The sequence below is a fragment of the Pseudomonas sp. UBA5706 genome, from assembly GCF_002419965.1.
Classification (GTDB): Bacteria; Pseudomonadota; Gammaproteobacteria; order Pseudomonadales; family Pseudomonadaceae; genus Aquipseudomonas.
Window position 1 is genome coordinate 227,209 of sequence record NZ_DIHC01000016.1, and the last position, 14,582, is coordinate 241,790.

The following is a 14,582-nucleotide window of genomic DNA, read 5'->3' on the forward strand; positions in this document are numbered from 1 at the left end:
TCTGTCGTTGCGCCGTGTTAATGCGCTGAACGATGGCAAATCGGTAGCAGTCATTAGCTTTGTCCGTTGCAAACGCGCGCGACAGTGCGAGCGACGGACAGACCAAACCGTGACCTATGGCCGATACCAGCGGAGATACCCCGATGACTGACCTACCTGAAACGCGTCTGCCGGTTGTGCCATTGCCTTTCGAGCCCGCCTTTGAAGTGATTCCCGACGACGAAGCCCAGACCAGCAAGGAGCTGGCCGAGACGCTGCATACCATTCTGGAAACCACGTTCAAGGACGAGGGTCATGCCAACCGCAGCGTGCATGCCAAATCCCATGGATTGTTGCGGGGTCGAGTCACGGTGCTCGACAATTTGCCGCCGCAACTGGCTCAAGGTGCCTTCGCCAAGCCCGGAACGTTACCGGTGGTGATGCGTTTTTCGACCAACCCGGGGGACATTCTCGATGACAAGGTCTCGACCCCTAGAGGCCTGGCGTTGAAGATCGTCGGCGTTGAGGGTTCGCGGTTGCCCGGTTCTGAAAACGACGTCACCCAGGATTTCGTCATGCAGAACGCCAAGGCGTTCACCGCTGCCAACCCCAAGGCGTTTCTGAGAACCCTGAAACTGCTGGCCAAGACCACTGACAAGGCGCCCGGGATGAAGAAGGCATTCTCGGCGTTGCTGCGCGGCGTGGAGTCGACCATTGAAGCGATGGGCGGCGAAAGCGGCACACTGAAGAGCCTTGGCGGCCATCCGCAAACCCATATTCTGGGCGAGACGTTTTACAGTGTCGTGCCGTTTCTCTACGGCCCTTACTACGCCAAGTTGTCGGTCGTGCCAGTGGCTGAGTCGTTGACGGCACTGACCGATAAGCACGTGGATTTCGAGGGCAACCCGGACGGGCTGCGCAAGGCCGTCAACGACTATTTTGCTCAGCAGGGCGGAGTTTGGGAGATACGCATTCAACTGGCGTCTGACCTGGACAAGATGCCAATCGAAGACGCTTCGGTGGTCTGGCCCGAAGACGTCAGCCCTTACGTCACCGTCGCTCGTGTTGAGGTCGATGCGCAACCGGCCTGGAACGCGCAGAGCGCTCGCGAAATCGATGACGGCATGGCATTCAGCCCTTGGCATGGCTTGCAGGCGCACCGTCCATTGGGCGGCGTAATGCGCGTGCGCAAACCGTCCTACGAAATGTCTTCGGGTTTCCGCGCAGAACACAATGGCTGTCCGATGCACGAACCACGCCCTAGCCAGGATCCACGCTAAGTCAGGCCTTCGGGCGAGGTCACTCCATGCAGCTTCTTCACCCTGTTGCGCACTTCCGGCCCTATACCTCCGCGTCCGGAGGATGGGGTTCGGCTCATTCGGTCATGAACATCCTGTGGCGCGAGCAGGCTTACCGCAAGGCGCCTATGGCGTTGATTCGACAAAACAAACCCAAGGGCTTTGCCTGTGTCAGTTGTGCCTGGGCCAAGCCTGGTAACCCCCATGCGCTGGAGTTCTGCGAGAACGGTGCGAAGGCCACGGCCTGGGAATTGACCTCTTTGCGGACCGGGCCGGATTTTTTCGAAGCGCACTCGCTGGCCGAGCTTCGAGATTGGGACGATTACGATCTTGAGCAGCACGGTCGCTTGACACACCCGTTGCGATACGACCCGGTGAGCGATCGCTACCAGACGACGACCTGGGAGCAGGCTTATACGGAAATCGGTGAACAGTTGCGCCAGTTGGAACCTGATCAGACGGTGTTCTACGCCTCGGGGCGTGCGTCACTGGAAGCATCGTTCATGTATCAGCTGTTGGCCCGCGCGTATGGCACCAACAATCTGCCGGACAGCTCGAACATGTGCCACGAGAGCACGTCGGTCGGGCTGCAGGAAAGCATCGGTGTACCCGTGGGCACGGTCACCTTGGCCGATTTCGAGCACACCGACTGCATTTTCTTCTTCGGTCAGAACGTGGGCAGCAACAGCCCGCGGATGCTGCATCCGTTGCAAGATGCGCGCAAAAGAGACGTTCCGATCATTACCTTCAACCCGATTCGTGAGCGCGGGCTGGAGCGTTTCGTCAACCCGCAGTCACCCCGCGAAATGCTCGGGCCTGAGTCGACGATCATCAGTACCCAATACCATCAGGTTTCCATTGGCGGTGACACCGCCGCCGTGATGGGCATTGCCAAGGCGTTGCTGGAAATGGACCGGGTGAGCGGCGGTACGGTGCTCGATCACGCCTTCATCGCTGAACACACCGACGGCTTCGACACCTTCCTCGCGCAAGTCGAGCGCCATACCTGGTCCGAGCTGGAAAGCCGTTCGGGCCTGCATCGCAGTGCGCTGGAGGCGGCGGCGACGGTGTACGCCCGCAGTGAGCGGGTGATGGTGATCTACGGCATGGGCATGACGCAGCACCGCCACGGCGTCGAGAACGTGCAAATGCTGGTCAACCTGCTCCTGCTGCGCGGCAACATCGGCAAGCTGGGGGCTGGCATCTGCCCGGTGCGCGGTCACTCCAACGTGCAGGGTCAGCGCACCGTTGGCATCACCGAGGACCCGGCCAAGGTGCCGCAGGAGAAGATCGAGTCACTGTTCGGCTTCAAGGTGCCGCCGAACAAGGGGCTGGCCACGGTCGATGCGTGCATGGGCATTCTCGATGGCAGCGTTAAAGCCTTTATCGGGCTGGGCGGCAATTTTCTACGCGCCGTGCCCGATACCGATCGGATGGAACCGGCCTGGTCGCGGCTCGAACTCAATGTGCAGATTGCCACCAAGCTTAATCGCACCCACCTGATTCCCGGGCAGCGTGCGTGGCTGTTGCCGTGTCTGGGGCGTATCGAAATGGATGTGCAGGAGGGTGTCGAGCAGGTGTACAGCACCGAAGACAGCACCGGCTGCATCCGCGCCTGGCAGGGCAGAAGTGAACCGGGCGGCGAGCAGTTGCGCGCCGAGGTGGCGATCATTGCGGGGCTGGCGAAGGCGACCCTTGATGGCCAGGCCCAGATCCCGTGGGAAGCCTGGCGCCGGGATTACGCGAAAATTCGCGAGGCGATTGCTCAGGTCTACCCGGAAATCTTTCATGACATGGAGTCGCGGATGTGGGAGCACGGTGGCTTTCATCGGCCGATCCCGGCTGCGCAACGGCAGTGGAAGACCGAAACCGGCAAGGCGCGCTTTGTCTCGCCGCGCAGTCTCGATGAAAACAGTGACGTTTCTTCAGGCTTGACCGCGCGTGATGTCATTCAGTTGATGACCCTGCGCAGCAACGACCAATTCAATACCACGATTTATGGCTATGACGACCGCTTTCGCGGCGTGCACGGAACACGCAGCGTGGTGTTCATGAACCGTAACGACGTGGTGCGCCTGGGATTTGCAGCCGGCGATTGGGTCACATTGCGTACAGCCATCGAGCCTGAAGTGCTCAGGGAAGTCGGGCCCATGCAGATCATCGCCTATGACATCCCCGTTGGCTGCGCAGCGGCGTATTACCCCGAGTGCAACCCGCTGGTCCCCTTATGGCACCACGCCGAACGCAGCAAGGTGCCCGCAGCCAAATCGGTCCCGATCACGTTGCACAAGGCCCAAGCCAACGCGCGTGCGCAAAAACGCGCAGTGCCCAGGAAAGATCAGGTGGTGTAGTCGAATAATGGCGACCTGCAGCGCCGATCTCATTCTCCGCGTCGGTCAGGATTTGTGAGACCACCCTGGAATCTGTGGAATCTGTGGAATCTGGGGAGCTGCGGAACCTGTGGGAACTACTGGAGGTGTGCGACAGTGGCGAAGGTGGTGGGTCGGTTGCAAAATGTATTGACTGACCCGCCGCCTTCGCTGCCGCTGTAACCTCCGGCGTTTCCCACCGTGCCGCGTCATCACCTCGATGTCCCCCACCAGCGTTCCTCGGTGCTTTTAGACCTGAGGTCGCTATTGCCATTCACGGGAGTTTCCGGGGTTCTGCATGCATCGCTTTGCAGTGAAAACCGGAATCAAATCTGCTCCAGCAACCACGTCCGAAACGCCTGCAAGGAGGGGAGCATTTCATTGCGCGGTGGATAGCTGAGAAAGTAGCTGCGCTGGCTGGCGAAGGGCTGGTCCAGGGCGATGAGTTCCGCGCTGGCCAGCTCCTCGGCCACCAGAATGCGGGGCACCAGGCCGATGCCGATGCCGGCCCTGACCGCCTGGATCAGGTGCGAGGTCAGTTCGAAGCTTGGCCCAAGGCGCATCATGCGATGGGGCAGGTGGTGGTGGCTGAACCAGTCGCCCCAAACGTTGGGGTTGTTGGCGACATTAAGCAGCATCTGTGCGGCGATGTGTTCGGGGTTCCAGTTTTCCTGCTCCCGGGCTTTGTGCGAGGAGAGGATCACCACCAGTTCTTCGGCGTGCAGGCGATGGCTGATCAGCCCCGGCAGGCCTGCATGACCGACCACGATCGCCGCATCGATGCCGCTGGTCTCGAAATCCACGGCATCGATGCGCGAGTTGATGTGCACCAGCATGCCGGGGTGAGTCTTGTAAAAATCGTGCAGGCGCGGCAGCAGCCACTTGGAACCGAACGTCGGCAGCGTCGCCAGACGCAGGCTACCGCCGCCGGATTGATAGGCCATGGCCTGCAGCGTGGCGCTGCGAATGCGCCCCAGTGCGTCACTCATTTCCCGCTGATACAAGCGCCCGACGTCGGTCAGCTGCACCTGCCGACCTTCCCGACGAAACAACGTCAACCCCAGTTGCTGTTCCAGCGCCTGCACCTGACGGCTCACCGCACTTTGGGTCAGCGACAGTTCCACGGCGGCGCGGGTGTAGCTTTCATGTCGTGCGGCGGCCTCGAAAGCCAGCAGCAGGGACATCGACGGGGTGAGATGGCGGTAATTCATTCGGAAAAGTCATCGATAGCGGCAGGAATATCCATTTGTATCGCGTCGGGACCTGCAGGATCATTGGCGCAAACAAAGACCCGAGGCTGACCGATTAATGCCCGGGCGACAAGTATTTTGCTGTTTCCCGTGATCAGACCGACAAGAGCCCATCCCACGATGATCGCCCAACTGCCTACCGCAACGCCCGCGGCCCAGTACCCAGACTTTCTCGACGCCCTGCGTGCCAGCGGTTTTCGCGGTCAGCTCAGCGCCGATTACGCCACCCGCACAGTGCTGGCGACCGACAATTCGATCTACCAGCGCTTGCCGCAAGCGGCGGTCTTTCCTCTAGACGCTGACGACGTCGCACGCATTGCGACGCTGATGGCCGAGCCGCGCTTCAGGCAGATCAAGCTCACGCCACGGGGCGGCGGCACCGGCACCAATGGCCAGTCGTTGACCGACGGCATCGTGGTCGATCTGTCGCGGCACATGAACCATATCCTCGAAATCAACGCTCAAGAGCGCTGGGTGCGGGTTCAGGCGGGGGTGGTCAAGGATCAGCTCAATGCGGCGCTCAAGCCTCACGGGCTGTTCTTCGCCCCTGAATTGTCGACCTCCAACCGCGCCACGGTCGGCGGCATGATCAACACCGATGCCAGCGGGCAGGGCAGTTGCACCTACGGCAAGACCCGCGATCACGTGCTGGAACTGCACAGCGTGCTGCTGGGTGGCGAACGCCTGCATACCCAGCCACTGACCAATGAACAACTGGAGTCAGCCTGCGCGCGGCCCGGCCGCATCGGTGAGGTGTATCGCACCGCGCGGCAGATCCAGGAAACCCAGGCCGACTTGATCGAGTCGGTGTTCCCCAAACTCAATCGCTGCCTGACCGGTTATGACCTGGCGCACCTGCGCGACGAGCAGGGGCGCTTTAACCTCAACAGCGTGCTTTGCGGTGCGGAAGGTTCGCTGGGTTATGTGGTCGAAGCCAAGCTCAACGTGCTGCCGATTCCGAAATATTCGGTGCTGGTGAACGTGCGCTACAGCAGCTTCATGGACGCCCTGCGCGACGCCAACGCTTTGCTTGCGCACAAGCCGTTGTCCATCGAAACCGTGGATTCCAAGGTGCTGATGCTGGCGATGAAAGACATCGTCTGGCACAGCGTCGCCGAATATTTTCCCGCCGATGCCGAGCGCCCGACACTGGGCATCAACCTGGTGGAATTCAGCGGCGATGAAGCGGCCGAGGTCAACGCCCGGGTGGCGGCGTTCGTCGATCACCTGCAGGCAGACACAAGCATCGAGCGGCTTGGGCACACCCTTGCCGAAGGGGCCGACGCCGTCACTCGTGTCTACACCATGCGCAAGCGTTCGGTGGGCCTGCTGGGCAACGTCGAAGGCGAGATTCGTCCGCAGCCCTTCGTCGAAGACACCGCCGTGCCGCCCGAGCGACTGGCCGATTACATCGCTGAATTTCGTGCGTTGCTGGACGGCCATGGTCTGGCCTACGGCATGTTTGGTCACGTCGATGCCGGCGTGCTGCACGTACGTCCGGCGCTGGACATGAAAGACCCGGACCAGGCCGCGCTGGTCAAACCGATTTCCGATGCTGTTGCCGAGTTGACCCAGCGCTACGGCGGTCTGCTGTGGGGCGAGCACGGCAAGGGCCTGCGCTCGGAGTACGTGCCTGCATTCTTCGGTGAGCTGTACCCGGCGCTGCAAGCGCTCAAGGGCGCGTTCGACCCGCACAACCAGCTCAACCCAGGCAAGATCTGCACCCCGTCGGATGCCACCGAAGGGCTGCTCAAGGTCAACGAAGTTACGTTGCGCGGCGACCTTGATCGGCAGATCGACGAGCGCGTCTGGCAAAGCTTCGGCACCGCAGTGCACTGTAACGGCAACGGCGCCTGCTACAACTTCGACCCGAACGATGCGATGTGCCCGTCGTGGAAGGCAACCCGCGAGCGCCAGCATTCGCCCAAAGGCCGCGCATCGTTGATTCGCGAGTGGTTGCGTCTGCAAGGTGCGGCCAACATTGACGTGCTGGAGGCGGCCAAAGGCAAGGCAGCGTGGATCACAGGCCTGCCGACGCGACTGCGCAATAACCTGGCGCGCTCCCGGGGGCAGGCGGACTTTTCCCATGAGGTCTACGACGCCATGGCCGGTTGCCTCGCCTGCAAGTCCTGCGCGGGACAATGCCCGATCAAGGTCAACGTACCGGAATTTCGCTCGCGTTTTCTCGAGCTGTACCACGGTCGTTATCAGCGTCCGCTGCGCGATTACCTGATCGGTTCGCTGGAATTTTCCATTCCCTACATGGCCTATGCGCCCGGTCTGTACAACGCGGTGATGGGCTCGAAGTGGGTCAGTGGCCTGCTCGAACGCCACGTCGGCATGCTCGACAGCCCGCTGATTCATCGCTACAACCTGCAAAGCACGCTGTCGCGCTGCAATGTGGCGGTCGCCAGTGTTCCGGCTCTGCGTGAGCTTAGCAATGAGCAGCGTCAGCGCAGTGTGGTGCTGGTGCAGGACGCTTTTACCCGTTACTTCGAAACGCCGTTGCTCGCGGCGCTGATTCAGCTCGTGCATCAGTTGGGTTACCGGGTATTCCTGGCGCCTTACAGTGCCAATGGCAAGCCGTTGCAGGTGCAGGGCTTCCTCGGCGCATTCGCCAAAGCCGCGGTGCGCAACGCGGGTCAACTCAAGGCACTGGGCGACTGTGGCGTGCCGATGGTGGGCCTTGACCCGGCAATGACCCTGGTCTATCGCCAGGAATACCAGAAGGTGCCGGGGCTGGAAGGCAGCCCGAACGTCCTGTTGCCTCAGGAATGGCTGATTGACGCACTGCCTGAAACCACAGATGCGATGCAGAGCGCGTCATTCCGCCTGATGGCTCACTGCACTGAGAAGACCAACGTTCCGGCCAGCACCTCACAGTGGGAAAAAGTCTTTGCCCGCATCGGTCTCAAACTGGTCACCGAAGCCACCGGCTGCTGCGGCATGTCCGGCACCTACGGCCACGAAGCGCGCAATCAAGAGACGTCGAAAATCATCTTCGAACAGTCATGGGCGACCAAGCTGGACAAGCCGGGTGAAGCGCTGGCAACGGGTTATTCGTGCCGCAGCCAGGTCAAGCGCCAGGCTGACACGCAACTGCGTCACCCGCTGGAAGTGGTGCTGGAACGATTGTTGGCGCGGTGAGCGATGGCGCGGCAGCGAAGGCGGAGCGTTATTCGTTCATAGGACGGCAGACCTACTGCCTTCGCCCCCCCCGAGTTATGAAGCACATTCAGGCAAGGGCGGTGCAGCGACTAATGCTGCAGCCGAGGCTCTCGCTCAACGCAGTCCACTAGAAAATCCATCACCGCCTTGACCGATGGTGAGCGCCGCAGGTCGGGATACACCGTCAGCCACAGGTCGCGGGTCGGGGCTTCGCTGTCGACGGGCAGACGCTGGAGCAGCGGGTCCTTGTCGCCCACCGTAGTTGGCAGCACGACTGCGCCGGCCCCCGACCGGGCCGCCATTTGCTGGGACATCAGGTCACTGGCGGCGAATACCACAGGGCGATGCTGGCGGATCTGATGCAGCCAGGCCTGTTGCGGCAGATGATCGCGGCTGTCGTCATAGGCGATGAACGCCCACTGCTCGGGCGCACGCTCAACGAATTCGGGGCAGCCGTACAAGGCGAAGCGCACCACACCGATTTTTCGACGCACCAGCGCGTCTTCTTCCGGTCGCACCGTGCGCAAGGCAATGTCTGCCTCGCCCTTATCCAGCGCCGCCATGGACACCGAAGGCAGCAGGATAACGTTGAGCCTGGGGTGCTGCTGTCGCAATTGAGCGATGCAAGGGGCGAGGGTGTGGACGGCCAGAGAGGGCGGGGCGCTGACCTTGACCGTTCCTGCCACGGCAATGGAGGCAAGTCGCGACAGTTGTTGTACCTCGCTGGCAATCCTGGGCATGGCGCTAAGGATACGACTCAACGCGCGCCCTTCTTCGGTCAATGGCCGGCTTCTCGGCAGTCGATCCACCAGGCGCAGCCCCAAGGTTTTTTCCAGGGCATCGAGGCGACGACCCACGGTCGCATGCTCGACCTGCAATTCCCTGGCGGCCGCCGAGAGCGATTGCGTACGCGCCAGCACGCTGAAGAAATAGAGATCCTGCCAATCGAACATCGGTTAATTTCCGCGCGGACAGTGTGAAGGTTTTGGGAATTATCGACCCGAGCATGCAGTTCTATCATGGATCCGCTCATTGAACGACGTGGGTGTGCCACGGCGTTCTGAATCCTCTGCGCAAGGAGTCTCATCCTGATGAAAGGCATCATGATCGAAAGCTACGGCGGGCCCGAGGTCGTACAGTTGCGCTCCGACCTGGTCAAACCTTCGGCAGCGCCGGGGCAGGTGGTGGTCAAGGTCGCGTGTGCGGGCATCAATTTCATGGACGTGCACACGCGCCAAGGCAAGTACGCTACGTCTGTCACCTATCCGGTGCGATTGCCGTGCACGCTGGGCATGGAAGGTTCGGGTGTGGTCGTTGAAGTGGGCGAGGGCGTGCATCAGCTCACGGTGGGTGATCGTGTGGCCTGGTGCATCGCATGGGGCAGTTATGCCGAGTACGCCGCTGTGCCGGCGCAAAGGGTCGCAACGATACCCGACGCGATTGATTTCGACATGGCCGCGGCGGCCATCTTTCAGGGCGCCACCGCGCATTATCTGGTGGACGACATTGCGCGGCTGGGGCCGGGCAGCAGCTGTCTGATTCATGCGGCGTCCGGCAGCATTGGCCAGTTATTGATACAAATGGCCAAGGCCAGAGGCGCGCGGGTGTTTGCCACTGCCAGTAGCGAGCGCAAATGTGCAATCGCCATCGAACGGGGAGCCCATCAAGCGATGCTGTACGACCAGGGCCGCTTCGCCGAGCGTATCCGTGAAGCGACCCAGAGCAAGGGGGTGGATGTGGTGTTCGACTCGCTGGGCAAAAGCACGTTGCGCGACAGCTTCCGGGCCTGCCGCACCCGCGGCCTGGTGGTCAATTACGGCAACGTTTCCGGCTCGGTCACTGACCTTGATCCCATCGAACTGGGTGAGGCAGGTTCGCTGTTTTTGACTCGCCCAAGACTGGCTGATCATATGGCCGATGGCGCGACCGTCCAGCGCCGCGCCGATGCGGTGTTCGCGGCGATCCTCGAAGGTTCGCTCAAGGTCGAGATCGAAGGGCGCTACCGGCTGGAAGAGGTGCAGGCGGTTCACGCACGCATCGAGGCACGCGAGCAGATTGGCAAGTCAGTGATGTGCATCGACGGGGCTCAATGAGCCACGGTCGAAGCTTCAACGCCGGGCGTAACTTTGATCACTGAGCGAGTCCTGATGACGGGCGATGCCGGGGCTGCGGGTCGAGATCAGGATTATCGCGACAGGCTAAGGCCAGCGAAAGCAGAGCCGGCATCGAGTGACCGGCCCTGTACTGAGCGCCTGCGTTAAGCGAAGCCCACCACGGCATGGGGAATGTAAGGCGCTTCCAGCTCGGCGCGCTCGGCGTCGCTGAGCTTGAGTTCGATCGCCGCCAGCGCATCGTCCAGATGACCGGAGCGCGAGGCGCCAACAATCGGCGCGCTGATGCCCGGATGCGAAAGCACCCAGGCCAGGGCTACCTGCGCCGGTGCCACCCCCCGAGCATTGGCAACCCTGGCCACGGCTTGCACCACCTTGCGATCGGCATCAGCGGTATGGGCATACAGCGTCTTGCCGAATTCGTCGGACTCAGCACGTTCACTGCTTTCATTCCAAGGGCGCGTCAGGCGGCCGCGGGCGAGCGGGCTCCAGGGCATCACACCAATTCCCTGCGCTTGACACAGGGGCAGCATTTCGCGCTCTTCTTCGCGGTACAGCAGGTTTACATAATTCTGCATGGTCGAAAAACGCGTCCAACCGTTGGCTGCAGAGGTGTGCAGCATCGTTGCAAACTGCCAGGCGAACATCGATGAAGCGCCGATGTAGCGAACCTTTCCGGCCTTGACCAGATCGTGCAGCGCTTCGAGTGTCTCCTCAATCGGGGTCTCGTAATCGAAACGGTGAATCTGGTACAGGTCGATGTAGTCGGTGCCCAGGCGGCGTAGCGAGTTGTCGGCCTCTTGCAGTATCGCCTTGCGACTCAAACCGGCACCGTTAGGGCCATCATGCATGCGGCCGTTGACCTTGGTGGCGAGGACGATTTCGTCGCGTCGGGCAAAATCCTTGAGGGCGCGGCCGACGATTTCTTCCGAGGTGCCGTCGGAGTACACGTTGGCGGTGTCGAAGAAATTGATCCCGGCTTCGACGGCCTGCCGGATCAGCGGACGACTTTGTTCCTCGTTCAAGGTCCATGGGTGCGTGCCACGCTCAGGCACGCCGTAGGTCATGCACCCCAGGCACAGGGGTGAGACGTCAAGTCCGGTTTTTCCCAGCTTCGAATACTTCATGTGCGTTTCTCCAAGAGGCGTTGATGGCTATTGATTGAGTCCACCGGGCATTCGTTCCGCGCGCCTGACCCACCGGGTGCCTCATGGGTCAGCCATTGGCCATGGTTGATCGGCACCGCGGACGCCTGGAGGCAGGTGTTGTAAAAAACACCGAACTGATCGCGACCCGCCAAAGTCCACCCTCAATGCGCACCCTGCTGCGCCGGCAACTTTTGAGGAGAATGTGATGACCGATTACCCCAAACCACCGTTCAAACCGCAGCAACAACAGGTGCCTGGCGATCAGAGCCGAATGGACCCGTACCCGGACTGCGGCGAGAAGAGCTACAAAGGCTCAGGAAAGCTGGTCAACAAGATCGCCCTGATCACCGGCGGCGACAGTGGCATTGGCCGGGCCGTGGCCATCGCTTTCGCCCGTGAAGGCGCAGACGTCGCGATCTCCTATCTGGATGAGCATGAAGACGCCAAGGAAACAGCGCGCTGGGTGGAGGAAGCAGGGCGTCAATGCCTGCTGCTGCCTGGCGATCTGGCGCAAAAAGAGCATTGCTCGGCCATCGTCGATAAGACCGTTGCCCAATTCGGGCGCATCGATGTGCTGGTGAACAACGCCGCGTTCCAGATGAGCCACGAGACCCTGGAAGAGATCCCCGACGAGGAATGGGTCAGGACGTTCGATATCAACATCACTGCCATGTTTCGCATCTGCAAGGCGGCCTTGCCTTCGATGGCAGCGGGCAGCTCGATCATCAATACCAGCTCGGTCAACTCGGACACGCCCAAGCCAACATTGATCCCGTACGCCACCACCAAGGGCGCGATTGCCAACTTCAGCGCTGGTCTTGCGCAGTTACTCGGGCCACGCGGCATCCGCGTGAACAGCGTGGCGCCGGGCCCCATCTGGACGCCGCTGATCGTGTCGACCATGACCGATGATGACGTGAAAAGCTTCGGGGAAGAGACGCCGTTGGGCCGGCCGGGGCAGCCGGTCGAAGTCGCGCCGATCTATGTCCTGTTGGCCTCGGACGAAGGCAGCTATATCTCAGGAACGCGGTATGGCGTTACCGGGGGCAAGCCGATACTGTAAAGCCGCATCGCTGCGCGCACTGCGGCATTGGTGGCGCGCAATGCTCAACCCTATTGAGGGCTCCTGCTGCAGGGGCCCTTTTCTTTTCTTTTTGACGCAGTGGAGGCCAGTACTGCAATGCTGTTCGTAGTCATGCTCGGCGGCAAGCACCCCAGAGCCCGGATCGAAGTGCACGATGTCGCGTTCGTCGTCGCAGATAGCCTTGAGGCGGCCTATCCACAATTGCGGCAAAGCTGGTTCGGCAATCCCCAAGGGCTGCATATCGACGCCTGGATGGCAGTGGACGGTGTCGAGCAATGGCGTGTTGAACTGAGTCCGCTGGCGCCGGCGGCGGAGTCCAATCGTCTGTATTTCATCAATCTGGGGGGATATGAGTCGCAGCGCTTTGGTGAGTCCCACCATTACCTGCTGGTGGTGGCGCGAAACAAACGCGAGGCGACGGCCAAAGGCAAGCGTCAGATGCTCAGGCATTGGACTCAGGCGCATACCGATGGGGTGCTGGATATCGACGACTGTTTGCCCATCGACGAGGTCAGTGGTCGCTTTGTCCATCTGGTCGAAGGTGCGCACGAGGGCGTGAGGCAGGTGAACGATTACATCGTAATCGCGCGCTGAACTGTCTGACGAACGAGTGGAACCATCGTGCCACTATCGCCTCAAAGCTCCACGGTGGCCTTGTGCCCCATGACGCCAGCAGGGACGGTTTCTGGCATTCGCAAACCGGTGCCTGAGGGTTAGATATGCAAAATACGCCTGCCACCACTACGCTCCTGCATACCCTGTTAAAGAATCAGCATGCAATGACTGATGCGCTTTTGAAGTTGGCAGACTGGGCAGAGGAAGGGGAAACCCAACGTGGATTTGCGGTCGCTTTGTCGGTCCGGGAGTCCGTGAAGAGCGTAGAGGACAACCGCCGCCTCATTGGCCAGTGCATCAGTGAGCTTATGAGCCAATAGCGTTATGACCGACGTGCCACCCGCGTTATTCGTTCTGTAGCAACCCAGCGCGCTAATGGTTCGATCTTGAGAACCTTGTCGTCGGCGCGCCGCGTTGCTACACAACAGCCAGCCTGGTTACTGCTTGGCAGCATCGCCCCCATGGGCTTTTGCCAGGGCCTTGGCGTCTTCCAGATGTTTTTCCAGCTTAGGCAAGGTCTCTTTTGCAAAAGCCTTCAGGTCAGCGTCCTTGCCGTTGTCGGCTTCGTCCTTGAACAGCGCGATGGTCGCCTCATGTGCCTTGACCTGATTGTTGGCATACGCCTGATCGAACGACTTGGCGCTGCGCAATTCAAGGATCATCGCTTTGGTCTTGTCCAGCAGTTGAGCGCTGTCGGAGACCTTCAGCTTCTTCTCATTGGCAATCGCCTCAAGCTTGTTGTTGGCAGCGGTGTGATCCTTGACCATCATGTCGGCGAAGCTTTTAACGTCTGCAGCAGTGCCTTTTTCCTGGGCCAGTTTGCCGGCTTCGACTTCCGCTACACCTTTGGCCGATGCGTCTTCGACGAAGTCATCATTGCTCTGTGCGGCGTAGGCACCGTGACAGGCCAGGGAAAAAACCGCTGCTAGGGTGAGAGTGCGAACTGTGTGAGCCATGTCGTTATTTCCTTATTGTTTAGAGCTGTATTGGTTGGGGCAGTTATGTAGAGCACTGTGATATTCGTGTGCTCGAATTCTTCTGATAAACCCGAGCACTAATCGTTCAGTGTTTTTTCATCCAGCGTATGCACTCTCGGGCGTTTTATGCACTCTCGGGCGTTTATCGACATCGCCGTCGAATTTTGGAATACCTGCATGGAATTGCTCGGTCCTTCGACAGTCAACATTCAATTAAACGCCATTGATGACAATAAGAAGGTGCGTCTTATGAGTTGCTTGATCTGCGCAGGCCCGGCGGAACAGCTTCCTTGCATGGCCAACTGGGAAGAGCGCAAGTGTGCGCAGTGCGGCCATTACCGAGTCTCTGAAACCTTGATCCTGGCCCTGATGGACCAGGGGCAGATCTTCGACGTGGCCAGGGCCCGGGCCTGGCTCGCTGCGCAGCAGGGGGGCGCGGTGGTGCCGCACATCGAGACTGCTGAAGGCCTGCTGGTTATCTAAACGATGCCTATGAGGCGTTGCGCTTAGCCGTTGACTGCCACCGGCTAAATGATCGTGTAAGTGCATAAGTCCCGGGTTGGGCTGTCGCTCTCGCCGATAA

At 60.6% G+C, this 14,582-nt stretch carries 11 protein-coding genes; 7 read left to right on the plus strand and 4 right to left on the minus strand.

Translation table 11 applies throughout. From position 1 onward, the window contains the following. Positions 1-143: 143 nt before the first annotated feature. Together B3I26_RS09115 and B3I26_RS09120 are read left to right on the plus strand one after the other, a co-directional pair. Positions 144-1,259 (plus strand): catalase family protein, encoded by a 1,116-nt coding sequence (locus B3I26_RS09115; RefSeq protein ID WP_296257200.1) that lies wholly within the window; start codon positions 144-146, stop codon positions 1,257-1,259. A gap of 26 nt (positions 1,260-1,285) precedes the next feature. Further along, complete coding sequence (locus tag B3I26_RS09120; protein WP_296257202.1) at positions 1,286-3,628, plus strand: FdhF/YdeP family oxidoreductase; 2,343 nt, start codon at positions 1,286-1,288, stop codon at positions 3,626-3,628. Between the two features lie 344 nt (positions 3,629-3,972). Here the strand turns inward: B3I26_RS09120 and B3I26_RS09125 are convergent, their stop codons facing one another. Then, the gene (locus B3I26_RS09125; protein WP_296257204.1) at positions 3,973-4,857 is read right to left on the minus strand and encodes a LysR substrate-binding domain-containing protein; all 885 of its coding nucleotides are present in this window, start codon (positions 4,855-4,857) and stop codon (positions 3,973-3,975) included. 159 nt (positions 4,858-5,016) lie between these two features. Between B3I26_RS09125 and ydiJ the strand changes: the two genes are divergently transcribed. Continuing rightward, on the plus strand, positions 5,017-8,043 hold the full coding sequence (gene ydiJ / locus B3I26_RS09130; RefSeq protein WP_296257206.1) for a D-2-hydroxyglutarate dehydrogenase YdiJ: 3,027 nt from the start codon (positions 5,017-5,019) through the stop codon (positions 8,041-8,043). A gap of 110 nt (positions 8,044-8,153) precedes the next feature. On the opposite strand, the gene B3I26_RS09135 is transcribed toward ydiJ, so the two are convergent. Beyond that, positions 8,154-9,017 carry a LysR family transcriptional regulator gene (locus B3I26_RS09135; protein WP_296257208.1) on the minus strand — a complete coding sequence of 288 codons (864 nt, stop codon included), beginning with the start codon at positions 9,015-9,017 and terminating at the stop codon, positions 8,154-8,156. A 138-nt stretch (positions 9,018-9,155) separates the two neighbouring features. Here B3I26_RS09135 and B3I26_RS09140 point away from each other — a divergent pair, with 138 nt between their 5' ends. Further along, entirely contained in the window at positions 9,156-10,157 is a 1,002-nt protein-coding gene (locus tag B3I26_RS09140; protein ID WP_296257210.1) for a quinone oxidoreductase family protein, read from the plus strand. Between the two features lie 164 nt (positions 10,158-10,321). Here B3I26_RS09140 and B3I26_RS09145 read toward each other — a convergent pair whose 3' ends face one another. Next, the gene (locus B3I26_RS09145; protein ID WP_296257212.1) at positions 10,322-11,302 is read right to left on the minus strand and encodes an aldo/keto reductase; all 981 of its coding nucleotides are present in this window, start codon (positions 11,300-11,302) and stop codon (positions 10,322-10,324) included. Between the two features lie 223 nt (positions 11,303-11,525). On the opposite strand from B3I26_RS09145, the gene B3I26_RS09150 reads away from it, so the two are divergent. Together B3I26_RS09150 and B3I26_RS09155 are read left to right on the plus strand one after the other, a co-directional pair. Further along, complete coding sequence (locus B3I26_RS09150; protein WP_296257214.1) at positions 11,526-12,386, plus strand: SDR family oxidoreductase; 861 nt, start codon at positions 11,526-11,528, stop codon at positions 12,384-12,386. Between the two features lie 117 nt (positions 12,387-12,503). Continuing rightward, entirely contained in the window at positions 12,504-13,001 is a 498-nt protein-coding gene (locus B3I26_RS09155; RefSeq protein WP_296257216.1) for a DUF1543 domain-containing protein, read from the plus strand. Between the two features lie 458 nt (positions 13,002-13,459). On the opposite strand, the gene B3I26_RS09160 is transcribed toward B3I26_RS09155, so the two are convergent. Continuing rightward, positions 13,460-13,978 (minus strand): DUF4142 domain-containing protein, encoded by a 519-nt coding sequence (locus tag B3I26_RS09160; RefSeq protein WP_296257218.1) that lies wholly within the window; start codon positions 13,976-13,978, stop codon positions 13,460-13,462. Between the two features lie 198 nt (positions 13,979-14,176). Between B3I26_RS09160 and B3I26_RS09165 the strand changes: the two genes are divergently transcribed. Further along, positions 14,177-14,482 (plus strand): hypothetical protein, encoded by a 306-nt coding sequence (locus tag B3I26_RS09165; protein WP_296257220.1) that lies wholly within the window; start codon positions 14,177-14,179, stop codon positions 14,480-14,482. The last annotated feature ends 100 nt before the right edge of the window (positions 14,483-14,582 follow it).